This is a genomic window from Trinickia sp. (genome assembly GCF_057351765.1).
In genome coordinates this window covers 194,684-211,765 of sequence record NZ_JBMRBK010000036.1, presented here as the reverse complement: position 1 = coordinate 211,765, position 17,082 = coordinate 194,684, and the positions used below count along the sequence as shown (strand labels likewise).

Below are 17,082 nucleotides of genomic sequence, written 5' to 3'. Positions count from 1 at the left end.
GCGTAATTTTAACCATTCAGTACATCTACCTGCGAGCCTGCCCGCGCGCACAGCGTTTTTCGATCGGCCGGCCGGTCGGTGCAAACCCCGAAAGCGTGCGATCATCGCACGGAACATTACGATCATCGCACGTCGCCCGCCGGAAATCCGTTGTCTGCGCAAGCTCGCCCGCTTATGCTCCGTGCAACTGTCGCACAGCGCGGTGCTTTGGGGTACCGCAGCCTCGAACGAACAGGCCAGGCGCGTTCGCGTCGATTCGAATAATCCGGAGACATCGTCATGATTCCAGCAGCTCACGCACTCGACAAGGCCGCGATCGATCCGTCGCGAAGCCGCGCGCGAAAAGCCGCGCTCGGCAGCTTCGTCGGCGCCGTCGTCGATTGGTACGATTTTTTGCTTTACGGCATCGTCGCGGCCCTCGTGTTCAACTCGGCGTTTTTCCCGAGCGTGGGACCCGCGATGGGCATGATCGCCGCGTTCGCGACGTTCGGTGTGGGTTTTCTGTTCCGGCCATTGGGCGGTGTCGTTTTCGGGCATTTCGGAGACCGTCTCGGCCGCAAGCGCATGCTCGTGTTGACCGTCATGCTGATGGGGCTGTCCACCGCATCGATCGGGCTTTTGCCAACATTTGCCAGCATCGGCTGGTGGGCGCCCGTGCTGCTCGTCGCGCTGCGGGCCATCCAGGGCTTTGCCGTGGGCGGGGAGTGGGGCGGCGCCGCGTTGATGGCCGTTGAAAGCGCGCCGGAAGGCAAGAAAGCGTTCTATAGCAGCGGTGTGCAGGTGGGTTATGGCGTCGGCCTGATTCTGTCGACCGGGATCGTTTCGATCATCAGCCAATCGATCGACAATGCGGCGTTCAAATCCTGGGGGTGGCGCCTACCGTTTCTGTTCAGCGTCGTGCTTGTCGGTGTGGCGCTGTGGATTCGCTCGAGCATGGAAGAGTCGCAGGAGTTCGTCAAGGAAGTCGAGGTCGGGCACCACAAGGCGCGCCTGCCGGTGCTCGAAGCGCTGCGCAACCATCCCGGCGGCTTCGCGCTCATCATTGCACTGCGGCTGGCCGAGTTGTTCACGATGTACATCGTGACGACATTCGCGCTCAGTTACTCGACGGCAAACCTCGGTATGTCGCGCGATCTTTTCCTGCATATCGGCTTGATCGTGGGCTCGGTCAGTTGCGTGACGATCCCGTGCTTTGCATGGCTGGCCGACAGGTTCGGGCGGCGGCGTGTTTATTTGACGGGCGCGCTGATCGGTGCGCTGGCGGCTGTACCGTTCTTCCTCGCGCTCGAAGCGCGCGCAACGCTGCCGATCGTGATTTTCGCGGTGTTGCTTGCCAATATCTCGCATGACATGGTCGTGAGCGTCCAACAACCGATGTTTACGGAGTTCTTCGGCGCTTCGTACCGCTATAGCGGCGCCGGGGTGGGCTATCAGGTGGCGAGTGTGGTCGGCGGCGGTTTTACGCCGTTCATCGCCGCGGCGCTCGTTGCCTTCGCGGGTGGGTCTTGGCATCCCGTTGCGGCTTACCTCGTCGTCGGCTGTCTGCTCTCGTTCGTCGTGGCATGGCGAATGGGCAAGCGTTGAGCGCGCTGTTGCGCAAAGCCGGGATCGCGGTCGTGCCCAGGGCCCGCGCGTATTCGTCCTGTCTGCGAGCCGCTCCATGAAGCGGCCGCCGGCCCTCGACAAGCGCGACTGGATCGCCGGGCTCGAGAAGGGGCTCGCCATTCTCGAAGCCTTCGATGACAAACACGCCCGCATGACGGCGACCGAAGCCGGGGTGCGTACGGGCCTCTCCCGTACCGCCGCGCGCCGCTATCTGCTGACGCTCGAGCATCTCGGCTATGTCTATACCGACGGCAAGCTCTACGGCCTGACACCGCGCGTGCTGCGAGTCGGCTGGTCGTATTTCGATTCGGCCCGTCTGCCTCGTCTCGTGCAGCCGTATTTGCAGCAGTTGAGCGCGACGCTGAAGGAATCGGTCTATGTGAGCGTGCTGGACGAATGGGAACTGGTGTTCATCGCGCGTAACGGCGCGTCGCGCGTCATGACCACGGGTTTCGTGCTGGGCGCGCGCGTGCCGGCGCCGCTTGCTTCGCCTGGCGTGGTGCTGCTCGCGCATCAGCCGAATCAGGACGCCATGAACGAATGGCTCGATACGACGGAGCTCGCGCCGTTCACCCCGTACACGATAACGGACAAGGCGCAGTTGCGCGAGGCGATCCGGCGCTCGCGCGCGGAAGGCTTTGCCGTCGTCGAACAGCAATTGCAGGTCGGCGTGCGAGGCATCGCCGTTGCGCTCAAGAACCGGCAGGGCGTTGCGGTTGCCGCGCTCAGTACCAACATGCCGATCGGCAAGGAAACGACTGAAGCGGCGCTGCAGCGCGTGCTGCCTTATTTGCAGGAAACCGCGCTGGCGATGATGAACGTGCTTTAGGGCGTTCGCGCGTCTGCCGCCTATTGGGCCGGGAGGTGGCGAGGCGCGGCATGGATTGGCTGCGGCGCTCTCAAAGCGCTTCGCGCACCGCGCGCAAAAACTGCTGCGTCCGTTCGTGCTTCGGTGCGGAGAAGAATTCCCGCGGCGGCCCTTGTTCGACGATCTTTCCCTGCGAAAAGAAACAGACGCGGTCCGCGAAGTCCTTCGCGAAACCCATCTGATGCGTGACCATCAGCATCGTCAGGTTGTGCTCCTCGCCGAGCCGGCGAATCACATTGAGTACCTCGCCGCAAAGCTCGGGATCGAGCGCGGACGTGACCTCGTCGAACAGCATGACTTTCGGCCGCATCGCCAGTGCGCGCGCGATCGCGACGCGCTGCTGCTGTCCGCCCGAGAGTTGCGACGGATAGTGATTGCATTTGTCGGCCAGACCGACGAGCGATAGCAGCTCGCGCGCACGTTCGACGGCTTCGTTGCGGGCGAGCCCCAGCGAGTGGATCGGCGCTTCGATCGTGTTTTGCAGCGCGGTCATGTGCGGAAACAGATTGAAGCTCTGAAAGACCATGCCGATCTTGCTGCGGACGGCGCGCAGGTGGCGCGGCGAGGCCGGCACGAGCTTGCCGCCGCTGCGCATGTGGGTGAGCGGTTCTCCGTCGACTTCGATCATGCCGCTCGTCAGCGGATCCAGCGTCATGAGCACACGCAGCAGAGTCGATTTGCCCGAGCCGCTGGGCCCGATGATCGCAACCTTTTCGTTCGGCGCGACATCGAGATCGAGCTCGTCGAGCACCGTCAGGGCGCCATAGCGTTTCGTGACACCGAGAAAGCGCACCATGGGTGCGGCTTGCGCTCGTTGCGGTGTTTGCGCGGCATCCTCGCCGCGCTGGGCGAGGGTGCGTTCGTCGTCTCGCTTCATCGGTTGCTCCATGACGGGCGTTGCGGGAGAGGCGGTTAGATTGGTCGGCGTGTCGGACGAGGTTTTCATCATGGCAGCCTCACCGCGCGTTCGACACGACGCACGAGTGCGGCGAAGCTCACGCTGATGATCAGAAAGAAAACGCCGGCGAGCGTGATGGGCTCGAGATAGCGGAACGTTTCGGAACCGATATTCTTCGCCTGCTGCATCAACTCGACAACGGTAATCGCCGACAACACAGGCGTGTCCTTGAACATGGCCACGAGATAGTTGCCGAGCGCCGGGATGACGGGACGAATGGCCTGCGGCAGCACGATGCTGCGGTATGTGCGCCAAGGCGATAGCGAAAGCGCGCACGCGGCTTCCCATTGCCCGCGCGCGACGCAGTTCAATCCCGCGCGATAGACCTCGGACGTATAGCACGCATAGTGCAGCGCAATTCCGATCGTACCGGCCGTCAATGCGGACATCGTGATCCCGTAGACGGGCAGCACGTAGAAGATGACATAAACCTGAATCAGCAACGGTGTGCTGCGAATGAATTCGACGATGAACGTCACCGTATAAGAGACAGGCTTGATGGGGCTGCGTCGCAGTACGGCGAAAACGAGCCCCAGCGCCAGCGCAATGGCGAAACCGACGAGCGTGATGAGAATCGTATAGACCGACGCGTGAAGCAAGGCCGGCAGAATGCGCTCGGCATAGCCGAGATCGAAAAGGCGGTCCGTGCCGTTCATTTGGCGCCTCCCCGCGCGACACCGTAGCCATGGCTGACGCGGCGCTCGAAATAACGCATGACGGTGGCGAGCAATTGCGCCAGCACGAAGTAGATCACGAGTGTCAGCGTGAAGATCTCGGCGGTCTCGAACGTCGCCTGGTCCAGCTGGCGTGCTCTGAACGAGAGATCCGAGAGCGTGATGAGCGAAACGAGCGAGGTGCCTTTGAGCAACTCGATCATCAGGTTCGTGGCGGGCGGCAGCGCGTTGATCATCGCTTGCGGGGCAATGATGCGTCGCAGCCGAGTCAGTGCGGGCAGGTTGAGCGCAAGGGCCGCTTCGTATTGTCCGCCGGGCACGGAGCGCAGCGCGCCGCGCAGGATCTCGGACCCATAAGCACCATAGTGCAGCCCGAGGCCGATGATTGCCACCTGGAACGGCGTCATGCTGATGGAGATCGGCGGCAACGGCAGGACGAAAAAGAACCAGAAAAGTTGCACGAGCAACGAGGTGCCGCGAAACACCTCGACGTACACGTTGCCGATCCAGCGCAGCGGCGCGAACGGCGAGAGTTTCGCCGCAGTCGCGACGCAGGCCATGACGATCGCGAGGAGTGTGCCGAGCGCGGCGATCTGCACCGTGACGAGTGTGCCGCGCAGCAGCAAGGGGAGCAATTCCGACATTGGACGTTTCCTCGTGTCCGGATGTTTCGGGAGCGGGCGGCGCTAGCTCGCGCGAATCGGCGGCACGCCGCCGCTCAGCTACCGCTGCAGATCTCGGCCGCGGTTTTTGTCGTCAGATTCGACTTGTCGAAGCCGAACGGTGCAACCGTTTGCAGATGATCGGGGGTGCCGAGCCAGCTGTGCAGCACCTTGTCGACGGCGTCGCGCAAGTCCGTATCCTCCTGGCGAAACGCCAGCGCGCCGTAACCGGTGTGCTTCGGATCGTCGGTAAAGCTGGTGACGACTTCGACCTGCCCCGGGTCCTTCTTCGCAAGCGCCTTCATCGTGAGACCGGTGCCGACGGCGGCATCGACGCGGCGGGCGCGCACGGCCTGCAGTTGAGCGGTCGTATCGGGTACCTGCAGGAGTTGGTCCGTTTTCACGCCTTCTTGCTGCGAGTAGCCGACCTCGACGGTACCGGACATGACCGCAAGCTTCGCGTCGGGCAGTTTCGCGATGTCCTTGTAGCTTTGCAGCTTCTTCGGGTTGCCTTTTTGCACGAGCAGCGTGTCCTGGATCTGGTATTGCGGATCGGCGAACGCAACCTGCTTGCACCGTTCCGGGGTGATGTACATACCCGCGGCGATGACGTCGAAGCGGCCCGCCTTGAGGCCCGGAATCAGCGAGCCCCATTCCGTCAGCACGGCATCGACTTTCTTGACGCCAAGCTTGGCAAAGACCTTCTTGGCAATCTCCGGAGATTCGCCGGTGACGGTACCGTCGGGGGCAGTGTAGGCGAACGGGGCTTCGTTCGCATAGCCGATGCGGACTTCGCCGGTACGCTGAATGCGTTGCAGCGTCGTTTCCGCGAACGCGCTCGGTACTAGCATGACGAAGCCGGCTGCGACAAGGCAACCGGCGATGAGTAATCCTGACAACTGGCTGAACCGATTGGCTTTCATGACATTCCCGAGCGTAGTGGGTGAGTCCGTTCGGCGACGAGCGCGCCGGCCTGATCAGACAAGGCCCGCGATCGGGCCGGCGAGATCGATGCCAAAGCCGTGAAACCTTGTCCTGAGCGCAGGATACAAAGCCATTTTTTTGTTCTCGATTGCTCTAGGACAATAATTCTCCCTGTGCGTTTTGTCACACCATGCGAAATGGGACGAGCGGAGGCAGACAGTGATCCAAGATTGGCGCGATGCGGTACGGGCGGTCCACGGCGTGGAATCGAAGTACAAACGGCTCGTCAAGGCCATTGCGGCGGACATCGAAGCCTCGGTGCTGACGGCCGGCACGCGGCTGCCGCCGCAGCGAGACGTGGCCGGCGAACTGCAAATCAGCGTGCAGACGGTCACCAACGCGTACAAGGAGCTCGAGCGCCAGGGGCTCATTCGGTGCGAGGTCGGGCGGGGCAGCTTCGTCGCCCCGCGCGTCACCGAAAAGATGGCCAACTACATGCTCGATACGGCCGAGCGCTCCGTCATCGATTTTTCGATCGCACGCATCATCCACACGCCGGAGCACGATGCGATGTGGCGCAAGATCTGCGCCAAACTCGCAAAAATCGAAGATCAGCCCTGGATTCGCGCGTTTCGGCCGATCGCCGGTTTCGAGCATCATCGGCGCGCGGGTGTGGCCTGGCTCGACGCGCTTCGCATGCCGGCGTCGACCGATACGCTGCTCGTCACGAATGGCGCTGCGCACGGCATTTTTCTCGCGCTCGCATCGCTCGTGCGGCCCGGCGATACCGTCGTCTGCGAAAGCTTGACCGATCACGGCGTGATCGGGTCGGCCAACGTACTTGGGTTTACCCTCAAAGGTCTCGAGATCGACGAGTTCGGCATCCATCCCGAGCATTTCGAGGAGCTTTGCGACAGCGAACGCGTGACGGCATTGGTCTGTACGCCCAATCTGAACAATCCGACCGTGGCGCTCATGCCTGAATCCCGGCGGCGCGCGATCGCGCGGATTGCGGAGCGCTATGGTGTTTATGTCATCGAAGACGATGTTTACGGTCCGCTGCTCACGAAGCCGCTGCCGCCGATTTCGAGCCTGATTCCCGAGCTCTCGTTCTATTGCACGAGCATGACGAAATCGGTGCTCGCGGGACTGCGCATCGGTTATCTGAGCACGCCGCGCCGGCTCGCGTTGCGCACCGAGAGTACGCTGCGCGTTTCGAGCTGGATGGCGACTTCGCCGATGGCGGAGATCGCCACGCGCTGGATCGACGACGGTACGGCTACCCGCCTCGTACAGATACAGCGCGAGCGCCTCGCGCGCAGGCAGGCGCTCGTCGCGCAGATGCTCGGCAGCTACGTGCAGGGCAGCCACCCCCACGCACTCTCTGTATGGCTGCGCGTGCCGGAGCACTGGCAGGCCGATCATCTCGTGCGGGCACTGCGCAAGCGCCATATCGCCGTGACGTCGCCCGATCCGTTTCTCGTGCGCGGTGTCGAAAGCCGGCCGAATGCAGTGCGGCTGTGCGTGGGGGCGGAAGTCAGCGACGACGTCTTCGCCGAGGCGCTGCAGACCGTACGCGAAGTGTTCGAACAATATCCGCAGGTCCACGCGGTCGATTGACGGTATCGATCGAACGCGTGCGCCGAATCCGAAATGAACTAGGACAATCGAATTCGTTTTTCAGGACATTAGACTGGGCAGCACTGATGAGCCGCATGCCCTTGGGGCCGCGCTCGACTTTTATCGGTGTACCCGTCTATGTCCGTCATTTCGCTTGCCGATGTCTACCGTGCGCGGCGTCGCCTCATGGGCCGTGTTGCCCTTACGCCGCTCGTCGAATCCGCGAGCCTTTCCGAGCTCGCCGGTACCCGCGTCTACCTGAAGCTCGAAACCGTACAGCCGACGGGCAGCTTCAAGATCCGCGGCGCGACCAACGCGCTCGCGCAATTGGCCGAGCGCGGTGTGACGCGCGTCGTCACCGCATCGACGGGCAATCACGGCCGGGCGGTCGCGCATGCCGCGCACGCGCTGGGCCTCGAGGCCACGGTCTGCCTTTCGTCGCGGGTTCCTCAGAACAAAGTGCAAGCCGTGCGGGCGCTCGGCGCGAAGGTATGTCTGGCCGGCAACAGCCAGGACGACGCCGAACGAGAAGCGGCGCGGCTCGCGGCGCAAGAAGGGCTCGCGTATGTGCCGCCCTTCGACGACCTCGACGTCATCGCCGGGCAGGCGACGATCGGGCTCGAAATCATCGAAGCGCTGCCCGCCGTCGCGCAGATCGTGGTGCCGCTGTCAGGCGGCGGGCTTTTTTCCGGTGTTGCATTCGCGGCCCGGCAGTGCTGTCCCGAAGTCAAGCTCACGGGCGTCACGATGCGCAGCGGCGCGGCCATGCACGCCAGCCTTGCAGCCGGCAAACCCGTATGCGTCGACGAAATCGCGACATTGGCCGATTCGCTGGGCGGCGGCATCGGTCTTGCGAATCGATACACCTTTTCGATGACGCGATCGTTGATCGACGATGCGCTTTTGGTCGATGAGGAAGCGATCGCACGTGCCATCGTCCATGCGTATCGGCACGAGCGGCTGATCCTGGAGGGCGCCGCCGCGGTCGGCATAGCCGCCGTACTCGGCGGTGCCGTGTCGGCTTCCACGCAGGCGCGCCGCGGTCCGATCGTTCTCATCGCAAGCGGCGCGAACATCGATATGGATCTGCATCGACGCTTGCTGCTCGAAGCGCCAGACGTCGAACCGGAGCACGTCTTCTCATGAGCGACATTCTCATTGCCGGCGAAGCAACGCTTCGCGAACTCGTGCCGCTCGATCGCGCGGCCATCGATCAAGTGGAGGCGGCGTTCGTCTCGCTGGCGACGGAAGCGGTCGCCATGCCGCCGGTTCTTCGATTGGACGTGCCCGCGCATCGCGGCGAGGTCGACGTGAAGACAGCCTATCTGCCGCGTTTCGAGAGCTTCGCGATCAAGGTGAGTCCCGGCTTCTTCGACAATCCGGCGCTGGGGCTACCGAGTCTGAACGGGCTCATGCTCGTGCTGTCGGCGAAGACGGGCGTGACGCAGGCGGTACTGCTCGACAACGGCTATCTGACCGCGGTGCGAACGGCCGCAGCCGGCGCCGTTGCGGCGCGCTGGCTCGCGCGACCGGATGCGAAGCGGGCAGCGGTCATCGGCGCGGGAGAGCAGGCACGTCTGCAACTCCAGGCACTGACGCTCGTTCGCGATATCGAGGCCGTGACCGTCTGGGCGCGCAAGCGGGCCTCGGCCGAGCGGTTGGCGGCCGATGTCCGCGGGACGCTCGGATTGCCTTGCGAGGTGATGTCGGACGTCGGTGCGGCATTGCGTTGCGCCGATATTGCCATCACGACGACGCCCAGCCGCGAGCCGCTCGTCGGTCCGGGCGATTTGCACCCCGGGCTCCATATCACGGCGATGGGATCGGACGCCGAGCACAAGAACGAGATCGCGCCCGCTGTGTTGGCGCAGGCGCGCTATATCTGCGACCGACTCAGTCAGACGCGCGTGTTGGGTGAGCTTCGCCACGCGATCGAATCCGGCGTGTGCGAACGGGACGCGGTATTCCCTGAACTCGGGGCAATCGTTGCGGGCCGCGCCGCGGGACGCACGAGCGCCGCCGACGTGACGATATGCGATCTGACAGGCACGGGTGCGCAGGACACGGCAATCGCGGCACTCGCGCTCGAGCGCGTGCGCGCGGCCGGGGCGGGTACCGCGTTTCGTAACGTATGAGAGTTTGAATGCGGTCTGTCGCGGTGCGGAGCGGACCGGGATCGATGCGAGAGGAGCATATGGCAGAAGACATCCGGCAACAGTTGAAGGGCGAACCCGTGGCGGCGGCCGTACGTCTGCCGTTCGAGCGGAGCGAATACGACGCGCGCATAGCCAAGGCGCGCCGCGCGATGGCGAACTCGGGAATCGATCTGCTGATCGTCACGGACCCGAGCAATATGGCCTGGCTCACGGGGTACGACGGCTGGTCGTTCTACGTGCATCAATGCGTCGTGCTGGCCCACGACGGAGAGCCGATCTGGTTCGGGCGCGGACAGGACGCGAACGGTGCCAAGCGCACGGTCTTCATGGACCATGCGCAGATCGTCGGCTATCCCGACCACTACGTCCAGTCGCGCGAGCGCCATCCGATGGACTACCTCTCGCGCGAGGTGATCGAGGCGCGCGGGTGGGGTGGGTTGCGCATCGGCGTCGAACTCGACAACTACTACTTCAGTGCGGCCGCCTTCGCGTCGCTCGGGCGCAATCTGCCCAACGCGAAGTGGGTCGATGCGACAGGGCTCGTCAATTGGCAACGGGCCGTCAAGTCGCCGCGCGAAATCGAATACATGCGGATCGCGGCGCGCATTGTCGAGAAGATGCACGCGCACATCGTCGAGCGTATCGAACCCGGTATGCGCAAAAACGATCTCGTGGCCGAAATTTTTGCAGCGGGCGTGACCGGTGTGGGAGAACACGGCGGCGACTATCCGGCCATCGTGCCGCTTTTGCCGACGGGCGCCGATGCGGCCGCACCGCATCTGACCTGGGACGACACCCCCTTCGCCCGCGATGCGGGGACGTTCTTCGAGATTGCCGGATGCTACCGGCGCTACCACTGCCCGCAATCGCGCACCGTCTATCTCGGCAAGCCGCCGAAGCATTTCGTGGAGGGCGAGCGCGCCGTCGTCGAAGGCATCGAAGCGGGCCTGCAGGCCGCGAAACCGGGCAATACCTGCGAGGACATCGCCAACGCATTCTTCGCCGTACTCAGGAAATTCGGCATCGAGAAGAACAGCCGCTGCGGTTATCCGATCGGTGCAAGCTACCCGCCCGATTGGGGCGAGCGCACGATGAGCTTGCGCCCCGGCGACAAGACTGTACTGGAGCCCGGTATGACGTTCCACTTCATGCCGGGGCTGTGGCTCGACGATTGGGGGCTCGAGATCACGGAGAGCATTCTCATCACGGCGAACGGTGTCGAGACGTTTTGCAACACGCCGCGACGGCTCTTCGTGAAGGAGTGAGGGACGATGCGCGCTTCCCCGATTCAACCGACGATCGACTTCGAAGCCGAAGGCGAACAGCACGGTTTTTTGAAGCTGCCCCACTCGCACGATGCCTCCGCGTGGGGGGCGGTGATGATCCCGATCACGGTGATCAAGCGCGGCGCGGGGCCGACGGCGCTCATTACCGGCGGCAATCATGGCGACGAGTATGAAGGACCGATTGCACTGTCGAAGCTGGCTTCGACACTCAAGGCGAGCGAGATCGCCGGGCGCGTGATCGTCGTGCCGTTCATGAACTATCCTGCGTTTCGCGCGGGCACCCGTACCTCGCCGATCGACAAGGGCAACCTCAATCGCAGCTTTCCGGGGCGCCCCGACGGCACGGTGACCGAGAAAATCGCCGACTATTTTCAGCGCCATCTGCTGCCGCTCGCCGATTACGTGCTCGATATTCACGCGGGCGGCAAGACACTCGACTTCGTACCGTTTGCGGCGGTTCACGTATTGCCGGATGCGCAACAGCAGGCCCGTGCCGACGCCGCAATGCGCGCATTCGGTGCACCCTACTCGATGCGTATGCTCGAACTCGACAGCGTGGGGCTCTTCGATACGGCGGCGGAAGAGGCGGGCAAAGTCTTCGTGACGACGGAACTCGGCGGCGGTGGAAGCGCAAGCGCGTCGAGCGTTCGCATTGCCGAGCGCGGCGTGCGTGGATTTCTCGCTCACGCCGGCATCTGCGATGCCGATGCCGGTACTCGCGCGGCACCGCGCACGACGACGTTGCTCGATATGCCTGATGGGGATTGCTACACGACGAGCGAGCACGATGGCTTGATCGAGATGTGCAAAGACCTCGGCGATACCGTCGAAGCAGGGGAAGTGCTGGCGCGCGTCCACGACATCACGCGTACGGGCGCGCGGCCCCGCGAGTACCGCGCGCGCCGCGGCGGCATCTTCGCGGCGCGTCACTTTCCAGGTCTGGTCCGGGTGGGAGACACCATCGCGGTGGTGGCCGAGGTCGTCGAACGCGGCATCGCGACGCACTGAGCAGGCGGTCGAATTCACGACGAAGAGCACGCGATGAACGGGAACGGATACAAGCTCGATCGCTACGATCTCGCCATCCTGCGCGTGCTGGCGCGCGACGGCCGGATCACCAAGTCGCGTCTCGCGGAGGAAGTGAATCTCTCGATCTCGCCGGTGTGGGAGCGCGTGCGCCGATTGGAGGACATCGGACTCATCCGCGGCTATCGGGCCGAGATCGATTGGGTGGGAGCGTTCAAGGGAAGCCGCATCGTCGTCGAAGTCACGCTCGCGCGCCACACGGCTCACGATATGCGGCGCTTCGAGGAGCGCATCGCGGCCGCGTCCGAGGTCCAGCAGTGCTATGCGACGGGAGGCGGGGTCGACTATGTCATGCATGTCGCTTCGCGCGATATCGATCACTACCAGCGTTTCATCGATTCGCTGCTCACCGACGAGCTCGGAATCGAGCGCTATTTCACTTACATCGTGACCAAGGTCGTCAAGGCTTCTCCAAGCGACGCGCCGCAGTGGGTCGTGGCGGCGGGCGCGGAGTCCCCCGGCAATTGATCCGATTTTGCTGCGCTCGGAAAAATTCGTGCAACGGGCCGTTCAAACGAAAAAAAGTGCTTGTGCAGCGGCACAAAACCAAAAATGTCGCGGAGCGTCGGCCGATACAGTGAGAGACATGGATCGATCGACGAAGGAGTCTTCCATGTTGCTGGGCCATCCCGTACTAATGAAGTCGCTTTGCTACATCGACGGACGGTGGGTGCATAGTGACGATGCCAAAACGGTCGCCGTGCTGAATCCGGCGGATCAAAGCCTGCTCGGTCATGTGCCGATGCTGACGCACTCGCAGATCGAAAGCGCGATCGCGGCGGCGCAACGCGCATTCGAGCGTTGGCGCTGGACGCCAGTCAACGAACGCGCGGCGGCGCTTTCGCGGTGGCATGAGCTCGTTGCGCGGCATCGCGACGATCTGGCAGCGATCGTTTCTCTCGAGCAGGGCAAGCCGCTCAAAGAGGCGCGTGGCGAAATCGCCTACGCGGCGAGTTTCATCGACTGGTTCGCTCACGAGGCCAAACGCCTGGCCGGACGCAATATCGCGGCACACATCGACGATGCGCACCCCGGCACGGTCATCGAGCCGGTTGGCGTGGCGGCGCTCATCACGCCGTGGAACTTTCCGGTCGCCATGATCACGCGCAAGGCCGCCGCTGCCCTTGGCGCCGGGTGCACCGTCGTGATCAAGCCGGCCCACGAGACACCGTTCTCGGCCCTGGCGCTCGCGCAGCTCGCGGAAGAGGCTGGATTTGCTCCGGGCGTATTCAACGTGGTGCTCGGCGATCCTCAGATGGCAATGGAGACGCTCGTTCGCGACGCGCGTGTGCGAGCCGTGAGCTTCACGGGATCGACACGCGTCGGTGCGCTCGTGACACGCGCCGCCGCGCGGGCCGGCATCAAAAAGATCGCGCTCGAGCTGGGCGGCAATGCTCCATTCGTCGTCGCGGCGGATGCGAATCTCGAGCAAGCCGTCACGGTTGCCGTTGCGGCGAAGTTTCAGACCTCGGGCCAGGATTGCTGCGCGGCGAACCGGATCCTCGTCGCGCGCGAGCTCTACGACGCATTCGTCGAACGTTATACGCAGGCGGTTCGCGCATTGAAAGTCGGTCCGGCATTCGAAGCCGATGTCGATATCGGTCCGCTCATGCATCAGGCGGCATTCGATGCGACGCTGGCACGCGTGGCCGACGCACGCCAACGCGGCGCGCGCATTACGACGGGCGGCGCGCCGCATCCGTTGGGCGGCTGGTTCTTCGAGCCGACGGTGATCGCCGATGCGGCGCCTGGCATGCGTGTCTACGACGAGGAAAACTTCGCGCCGATCTCGGCCGTCTCATCGTTCGATTCGCTCGACGAAGCGATACGACGGGCGAACGACACCGACTATGGCCTCGCCGCCTACGTCTGTTCGACGAATGTGAACACCATTTTTCAGCTCATTCGCCGGCTCGACTTCGCCATGGTGTCGGTCAACGGCGCGCGATTCACGGGCGCGCCGATTCCGTTCGGCGGCATGAAGGCTTCGGGCCTCGGCCGGGAAGGCGGGAGCGAGGGCTTCGAACCGTTCGTCGAGACCAAATATTTCTGCCTGGGCCAGCTCGGCCTCCCGGCGAGCGAAGCCGCCGCATTCTGAAAACCTGATGCAGCCCGAACTTTTTTGGAGAATCCCATGACTGAATTCGAACGTCTCTTTGCGGCGGACCGCGCCCACTTCATGCACCCGTCGACGCATGCCCACGATCACGCCGCCGGCGTGCTGCCGGGGCGCATCGTCACCGGGGCAAAGGGAATACGTATCGAGGACCACGAGGGGCGCTCGTATATCGACGCCTTCGCGGGCCTGTATTGCGTCAACATCGGCTACGGGCGCACGGAGGTGGCCGAGGCGATTTACGAACAGGCTAAAAAGCTTGCTTATTACCACACGTACGTCGGCCACTCGACCGATACGGTGATCGAACTGTCCGCACGCATCATCGACTGGGCGCCCCAGGGCATGAAGAAGGTCTACTACGGCATGTCCGGCTCGGACGCGAACGAAACACAGATCAAGCTCGTCTGGTACTACAACAATGTGCTCGGACGCCCCAACAAGAAGAAGATCGTTTCTCGCGATCGCGGGTACCACGGTTCCGGCATCGTGACAGGTAGCCTGACCGGTCTGGCGAGCTTTCATCAATGCTTCGATCTGCCGATCGACCGCGTCAAGCATACCGTTTGTCCGCATTGGTACCGCAAGGCGCCGGCCGGCATGAACGAAGCTCAATTCGTCGCCTACTGTGTGGACGAACTCGAAAAGCTCATCGCCCGCGAAGGCGCCGATACCATCGCCGCATTCATTGGCGAACCCGTAATGGGTACGGGCGGCATCGTGCCGCCGCCGGCCGGCTATTGGCCCGCCATCCAGCAAGTCTTGAAAAAGCATGACATTTTGCTGATTGCCGACGAGGTGGTATGCGGTTTCGGGCGACTCGGCTCGAAAATGGGCTCCCAGCATTACGGCATTCAGCCCGATCTGATCACGGTCGCGAAAGGACTGACGAGTGCCTATGCACCGCTTTCCGGCGTGATCGTCGGCGAACGTGTCTGGGACGTCATCGACAAAGCCTCTAGCGAGTTCGGCGCGATGGGGCACGGGTGGACCTACTCGGGTCATCCGATTTGCGCGGCGGCGGCGCTCGCCAATCTCGATATTCTCGAGCGCGAGCGCATTGCCGAAAATGCAGCATCGAGCGGAGCCTATCTGCTCGAACGGCTGCATGCGGCGTTCGACGCTCATCCTCTCGTCGGCGAGGTGCGGGGTGCGGGCATGTTGGCCGCGCTCGAGTTCATGGCCGACAAGGACGAGCGGCGTGCGTTCGATGCGGGGCTCAAAGTCGGCCCGCGAGTATCGGCCGCGGCGCTGCGGCGCGGACTCATCGCCCGCGCCATGCCCCATGGCGACATTCTCGGCTTCGCACCGCCGCTCATCACGACGCGTGCCGACGTCGACGAGATCGTGCGCCTCGCGCGTGAAGCGGTTGACGAGGTCGCGTCGGAACTCGCCGCTGCCGCGGCAGCGGCGTAAGGCTGCGCGAGCACCGTATCCCCGATCTGCCGAGCCCCTTTTTTGCGCCCCTTTGCGGTCGCGAAGAGGGGGTTTTGTCTTTTCTTTTGCTTTTTTTTCCGATATCGACGAACGATTCGCAATAATCGCTGCGGCAATGTGCGAATGAGCGGGCGCGAGCATTGCTAGTGCGCGTGTCGAGCGCAATAACGCATATTCGAACCTGGCCGAATGGATGAATATTTCACCGCGCCATTCCACAATTGCCGCAAGCACCGCTAGAATGCGTTCCGTTTGGCTTCTGATATTGGAGGAAAGAGTCCGTGTCGACCTACAAAGAACTACTTGCGAAAAAGCAGGAATTGGATGCGCAAATCGAAGATGCGCGCCGCGCCGAAGCACAGCATGCGCTGCACCAGATTCGCGAAACGATTGCCGCATTCGGCTTTACGCCCGAAGACGTTTTCGGTACGCGCCGTAAGGCCAAACCGACCAATCGCGTGCCGCAATTTCGCGATCCGGAAACCGGCGAAACCTGGGGCGGCCGGGGACCGCGGCCCCGCTGGCTGAAAGGGAAGGACCCCGAGCAATTCCGCGTCGCGCGCTAAAGCCCGCTCTCGCCGGGGCCGCTCAGACGATGGCGCCGGGCAGGAATGCCTCGAGTTTGTCGATCAGCGTCGAGCGGCAAAACGGCTTCACCATGAAATCGGCTGCGCCCGCTCGAACGCTTTCCAGGACCACGGTGCGCCGACTTTCGCCGGCCACCATGATGATCGGAATCTGCGCCAGGGGCTCGACGGATTTGAGGCGGCGGGTCAGCTCCATTCCGCTCAGGTCGGGCAAGTCCACGTCCGTGAGCACGAGATCCGGGCGGCGAGCCCGGATCGCGCGAAAGGCCTGCGCGCCGCTCGCGGCGCAAGTTAGATCGACACGCGTACCTGCGAGCAACCGTTCGAGCGTGCAGCGCTGCAATCCATCGTCGTCGACGGCTAGCACGTGCGGGCGCAGGTGGCCCGTGATGGCGTTCATCGCGTGCGCCGCGCGCAATTGCGGCCCGAGCGCACTCGCCAACGCCTGGGCGGCGCGGCAAAGCGCGTCCACCGATTCCCCCAGCCGATCGAAGTGACTGCGCAACGCGTCGCCGTCGCCGTTGCGGCAAGGCGTTGCCGCGGCCACCGTGTGCGTCACGTCGACTTGCGCGGCGAACGAGCGGGCGTAGCGTTCCAACGCGGGCTCGAGGCTTGCCAGATGACGCGCATAGGCAGCCAGCCGGCCTGCGGCCGGCGCGTCCGATTGGGCGTTCGACAGCAGGTGCAGCGCATGGTCGATGGCCAGGGCGAGGCGCGGGCCGTCATGGGTCGCGGGCCAGAAGACGACGTAGTCGTCGAATGTGCCTTCCTTGCACGCGTCGTAGACCCGCCGAACATCGTCGGGGCCGCACAGCACGATCGTTTTGTGAGCGGTCTCGTGAACGAGCGTGCTTTCGCCGTAAAGCCGATCGCAGCAACGCTTCGCGCCATCGAGCGTATCGAAGGCCAGCACGAGCACGTTCGGGCGATAGACTTCGAAGTCCGAAGCGATGTCGGCGGGGTTCGTCGAGACGCGCACTGCGGCGAATGTGTCGGCCAGCCTCCGGGCGACGGGCACGGCGTGGTGCACGGTATCGGCTGCAACAAGAATACGCGGATCGTCTCTCAACGGGCTCACCCCTCGGCGCGTCGAGCGCGGGTGC

16 protein-coding genes are annotated in these 17,082 nt (G+C 63.6%); 11 read left to right on the top strand and 5 right to left on the bottom strand.

Annotation, left to right across the window (positions count from 1 at the left end; translation table 11 throughout):
* Positions 1-279 precede the first annotated feature (279 nt).
* Positions 280-1,584 carry a shikimate transporter gene (shiA, locus tag ACO1XS_RS09295; protein ID WP_331574579.1) on the top strand — a complete coding sequence of 435 codons (1,305 nt, stop codon included), beginning with the start codon at positions 280-282 and terminating at the stop codon, positions 1,582-1,584.
* Positions 1,585-1,660: 76 nt separating this feature from the next.
* On the top strand, positions 1,661-2,434 hold the full coding sequence (locus ACO1XS_RS09290; protein WP_331574577.1) for an IclR family transcriptional regulator domain-containing protein: 774 nt from the start codon (positions 1,661-1,663) through the stop codon (positions 2,432-2,434).
* 70 nt (positions 2,435-2,504) lie between these two features.
* Here the strand turns inward: ACO1XS_RS09290 and ehuA are convergent, their stop codons facing one another.
* From ehuA to ehuB, 4 genes are all read right to left on the bottom strand, one after another.
* A complete protein-coding gene (ehuA, locus tag ACO1XS_RS09285; protein ID WP_414720361.1) occupies positions 2,505-3,350 on the bottom strand; it encodes an ectoine/hydroxyectoine ABC transporter ATP-binding protein EhuA in 846 nt (281 codons plus the stop codon).
* Between the two features lie 68 nt (positions 3,351-3,418).
* A complete protein-coding gene (gene ehuD / locus ACO1XS_RS09280) occupies positions 3,419-4,087 on the bottom strand; it encodes an ectoine/hydroxyectoine ABC transporter permease subunit EhuD (RefSeq protein ID WP_331574575.1) in 669 nt (222 codons plus the stop codon).
* Positions 4,084-4,749: an ectoine/hydroxyectoine ABC transporter permease subunit EhuC gene (ehuC, locus tag ACO1XS_RS09275; RefSeq protein WP_331574573.1), complete on the bottom strand. Its 666-nt coding sequence runs from the start codon at positions 4,747-4,749 to the stop codon at positions 4,084-4,086. The genes ehuD and ehuC overlap by 4 nt, the downstream gene beginning before the upstream one ends.
* A 74-nt stretch (positions 4,750-4,823) precedes the next feature.
* Complete coding sequence (gene ehuB, locus ACO1XS_RS09270) at positions 4,824-5,690, bottom strand: ectoine/hydroxyectoine ABC transporter substrate-binding protein EhuB (RefSeq protein ID WP_331574571.1); 867 nt, start codon at positions 5,688-5,690, stop codon at positions 4,824-4,826.
* Positions 5,691-5,910: 220 nt separating this feature from the next.
* Between ehuB and ehuR the strand changes: the two genes are divergently transcribed.
* From ehuR to ACO1XS_RS09225, 9 genes are all read left to right on the top strand, one after another.
* Complete coding sequence (ehuR, locus tag ACO1XS_RS09265; protein ID WP_440559075.1) at positions 5,911-7,311, top strand: MocR-like ectoine utilization transcription factor EhuR; 1,401 nt, start codon at positions 5,911-5,913, stop codon at positions 7,309-7,311.
* A 138-nt stretch (positions 7,312-7,449) separates the two neighbouring features.
* On the top strand, positions 7,450-8,457 hold the full coding sequence (gene eutB / locus ACO1XS_RS09260; RefSeq protein WP_486390511.1) for a hydroxyectoine utilization dehydratase EutB: 1,008 nt from the start codon (positions 7,450-7,452) through the stop codon (positions 8,455-8,457).
* Positions 8,454-9,446: a cyclodeaminase gene (locus ACO1XS_RS09255; protein WP_486390510.1), complete on the top strand. Its 993-nt coding sequence runs from the start codon at positions 8,454-8,456 to the stop codon at positions 9,444-9,446. Before eutB ends, ACO1XS_RS09255 begins: the two co-directional genes overlap by 4 nt.
* Before the next feature lie 59 nt (positions 9,447-9,505).
* A complete protein-coding gene (gene doeA / locus ACO1XS_RS09250; protein ID WP_486390509.1) occupies positions 9,506-10,732 on the top strand; it encodes an ectoine hydrolase DoeA in 1,227 nt (408 codons plus the stop codon).
* Between the two features lie 6 nt (positions 10,733-10,738).
* Complete coding sequence (doeB, locus tag ACO1XS_RS09245; RefSeq protein WP_486390508.1) at positions 10,739-11,761, top strand: N(2)-acetyl-L-2,4-diaminobutanoate deacetylase DoeB; 1,023 nt, start codon at positions 10,739-10,741, stop codon at positions 11,759-11,761.
* Positions 11,762-11,794: 33 nt separating this feature from the next.
* Positions 11,795-12,307, top strand: coding sequence for an Lrp/AsnC family transcriptional regulator (locus ACO1XS_RS09240; protein ID WP_486390507.1), 513 nt, complete (start codon positions 11,795-11,797; stop codon positions 12,305-12,307).
* A 145-nt stretch (positions 12,308-12,452) separates the two neighbouring features.
* A complete protein-coding gene (locus ACO1XS_RS09235; protein WP_331574557.1) occupies positions 12,453-13,937 on the top strand; it encodes an NAD-dependent succinate-semialdehyde dehydrogenase in 1,485 nt (494 codons plus the stop codon).
* Between the two features lie 36 nt (positions 13,938-13,973).
* Positions 13,974-15,371, top strand: coding sequence for an aminotransferase (locus ACO1XS_RS09230; RefSeq protein WP_486390506.1), 1,398 nt, complete (start codon positions 13,974-13,976; stop codon positions 15,369-15,371).
* 302 nt (positions 15,372-15,673) lie between these two features.
* Positions 15,674-15,958, top strand: a complete 285-nt coding sequence (locus tag ACO1XS_RS09225; protein ID WP_331574553.1) for an H-NS histone family protein — start codon at positions 15,674-15,676, stop codon at positions 15,956-15,958.
* Positions 15,959-15,980: 22 nt separating this feature from the next.
* Here ACO1XS_RS09225 and ACO1XS_RS09220 read toward each other — a convergent pair whose 3' ends face one another.
* Positions 15,981-17,057, bottom strand: a complete 1,077-nt coding sequence (locus ACO1XS_RS09220; protein WP_331574551.1) for a response regulator — start codon at positions 17,055-17,057, stop codon at positions 15,981-15,983.
* Positions 17,058-17,082 lie beyond the last annotated feature (25 nt).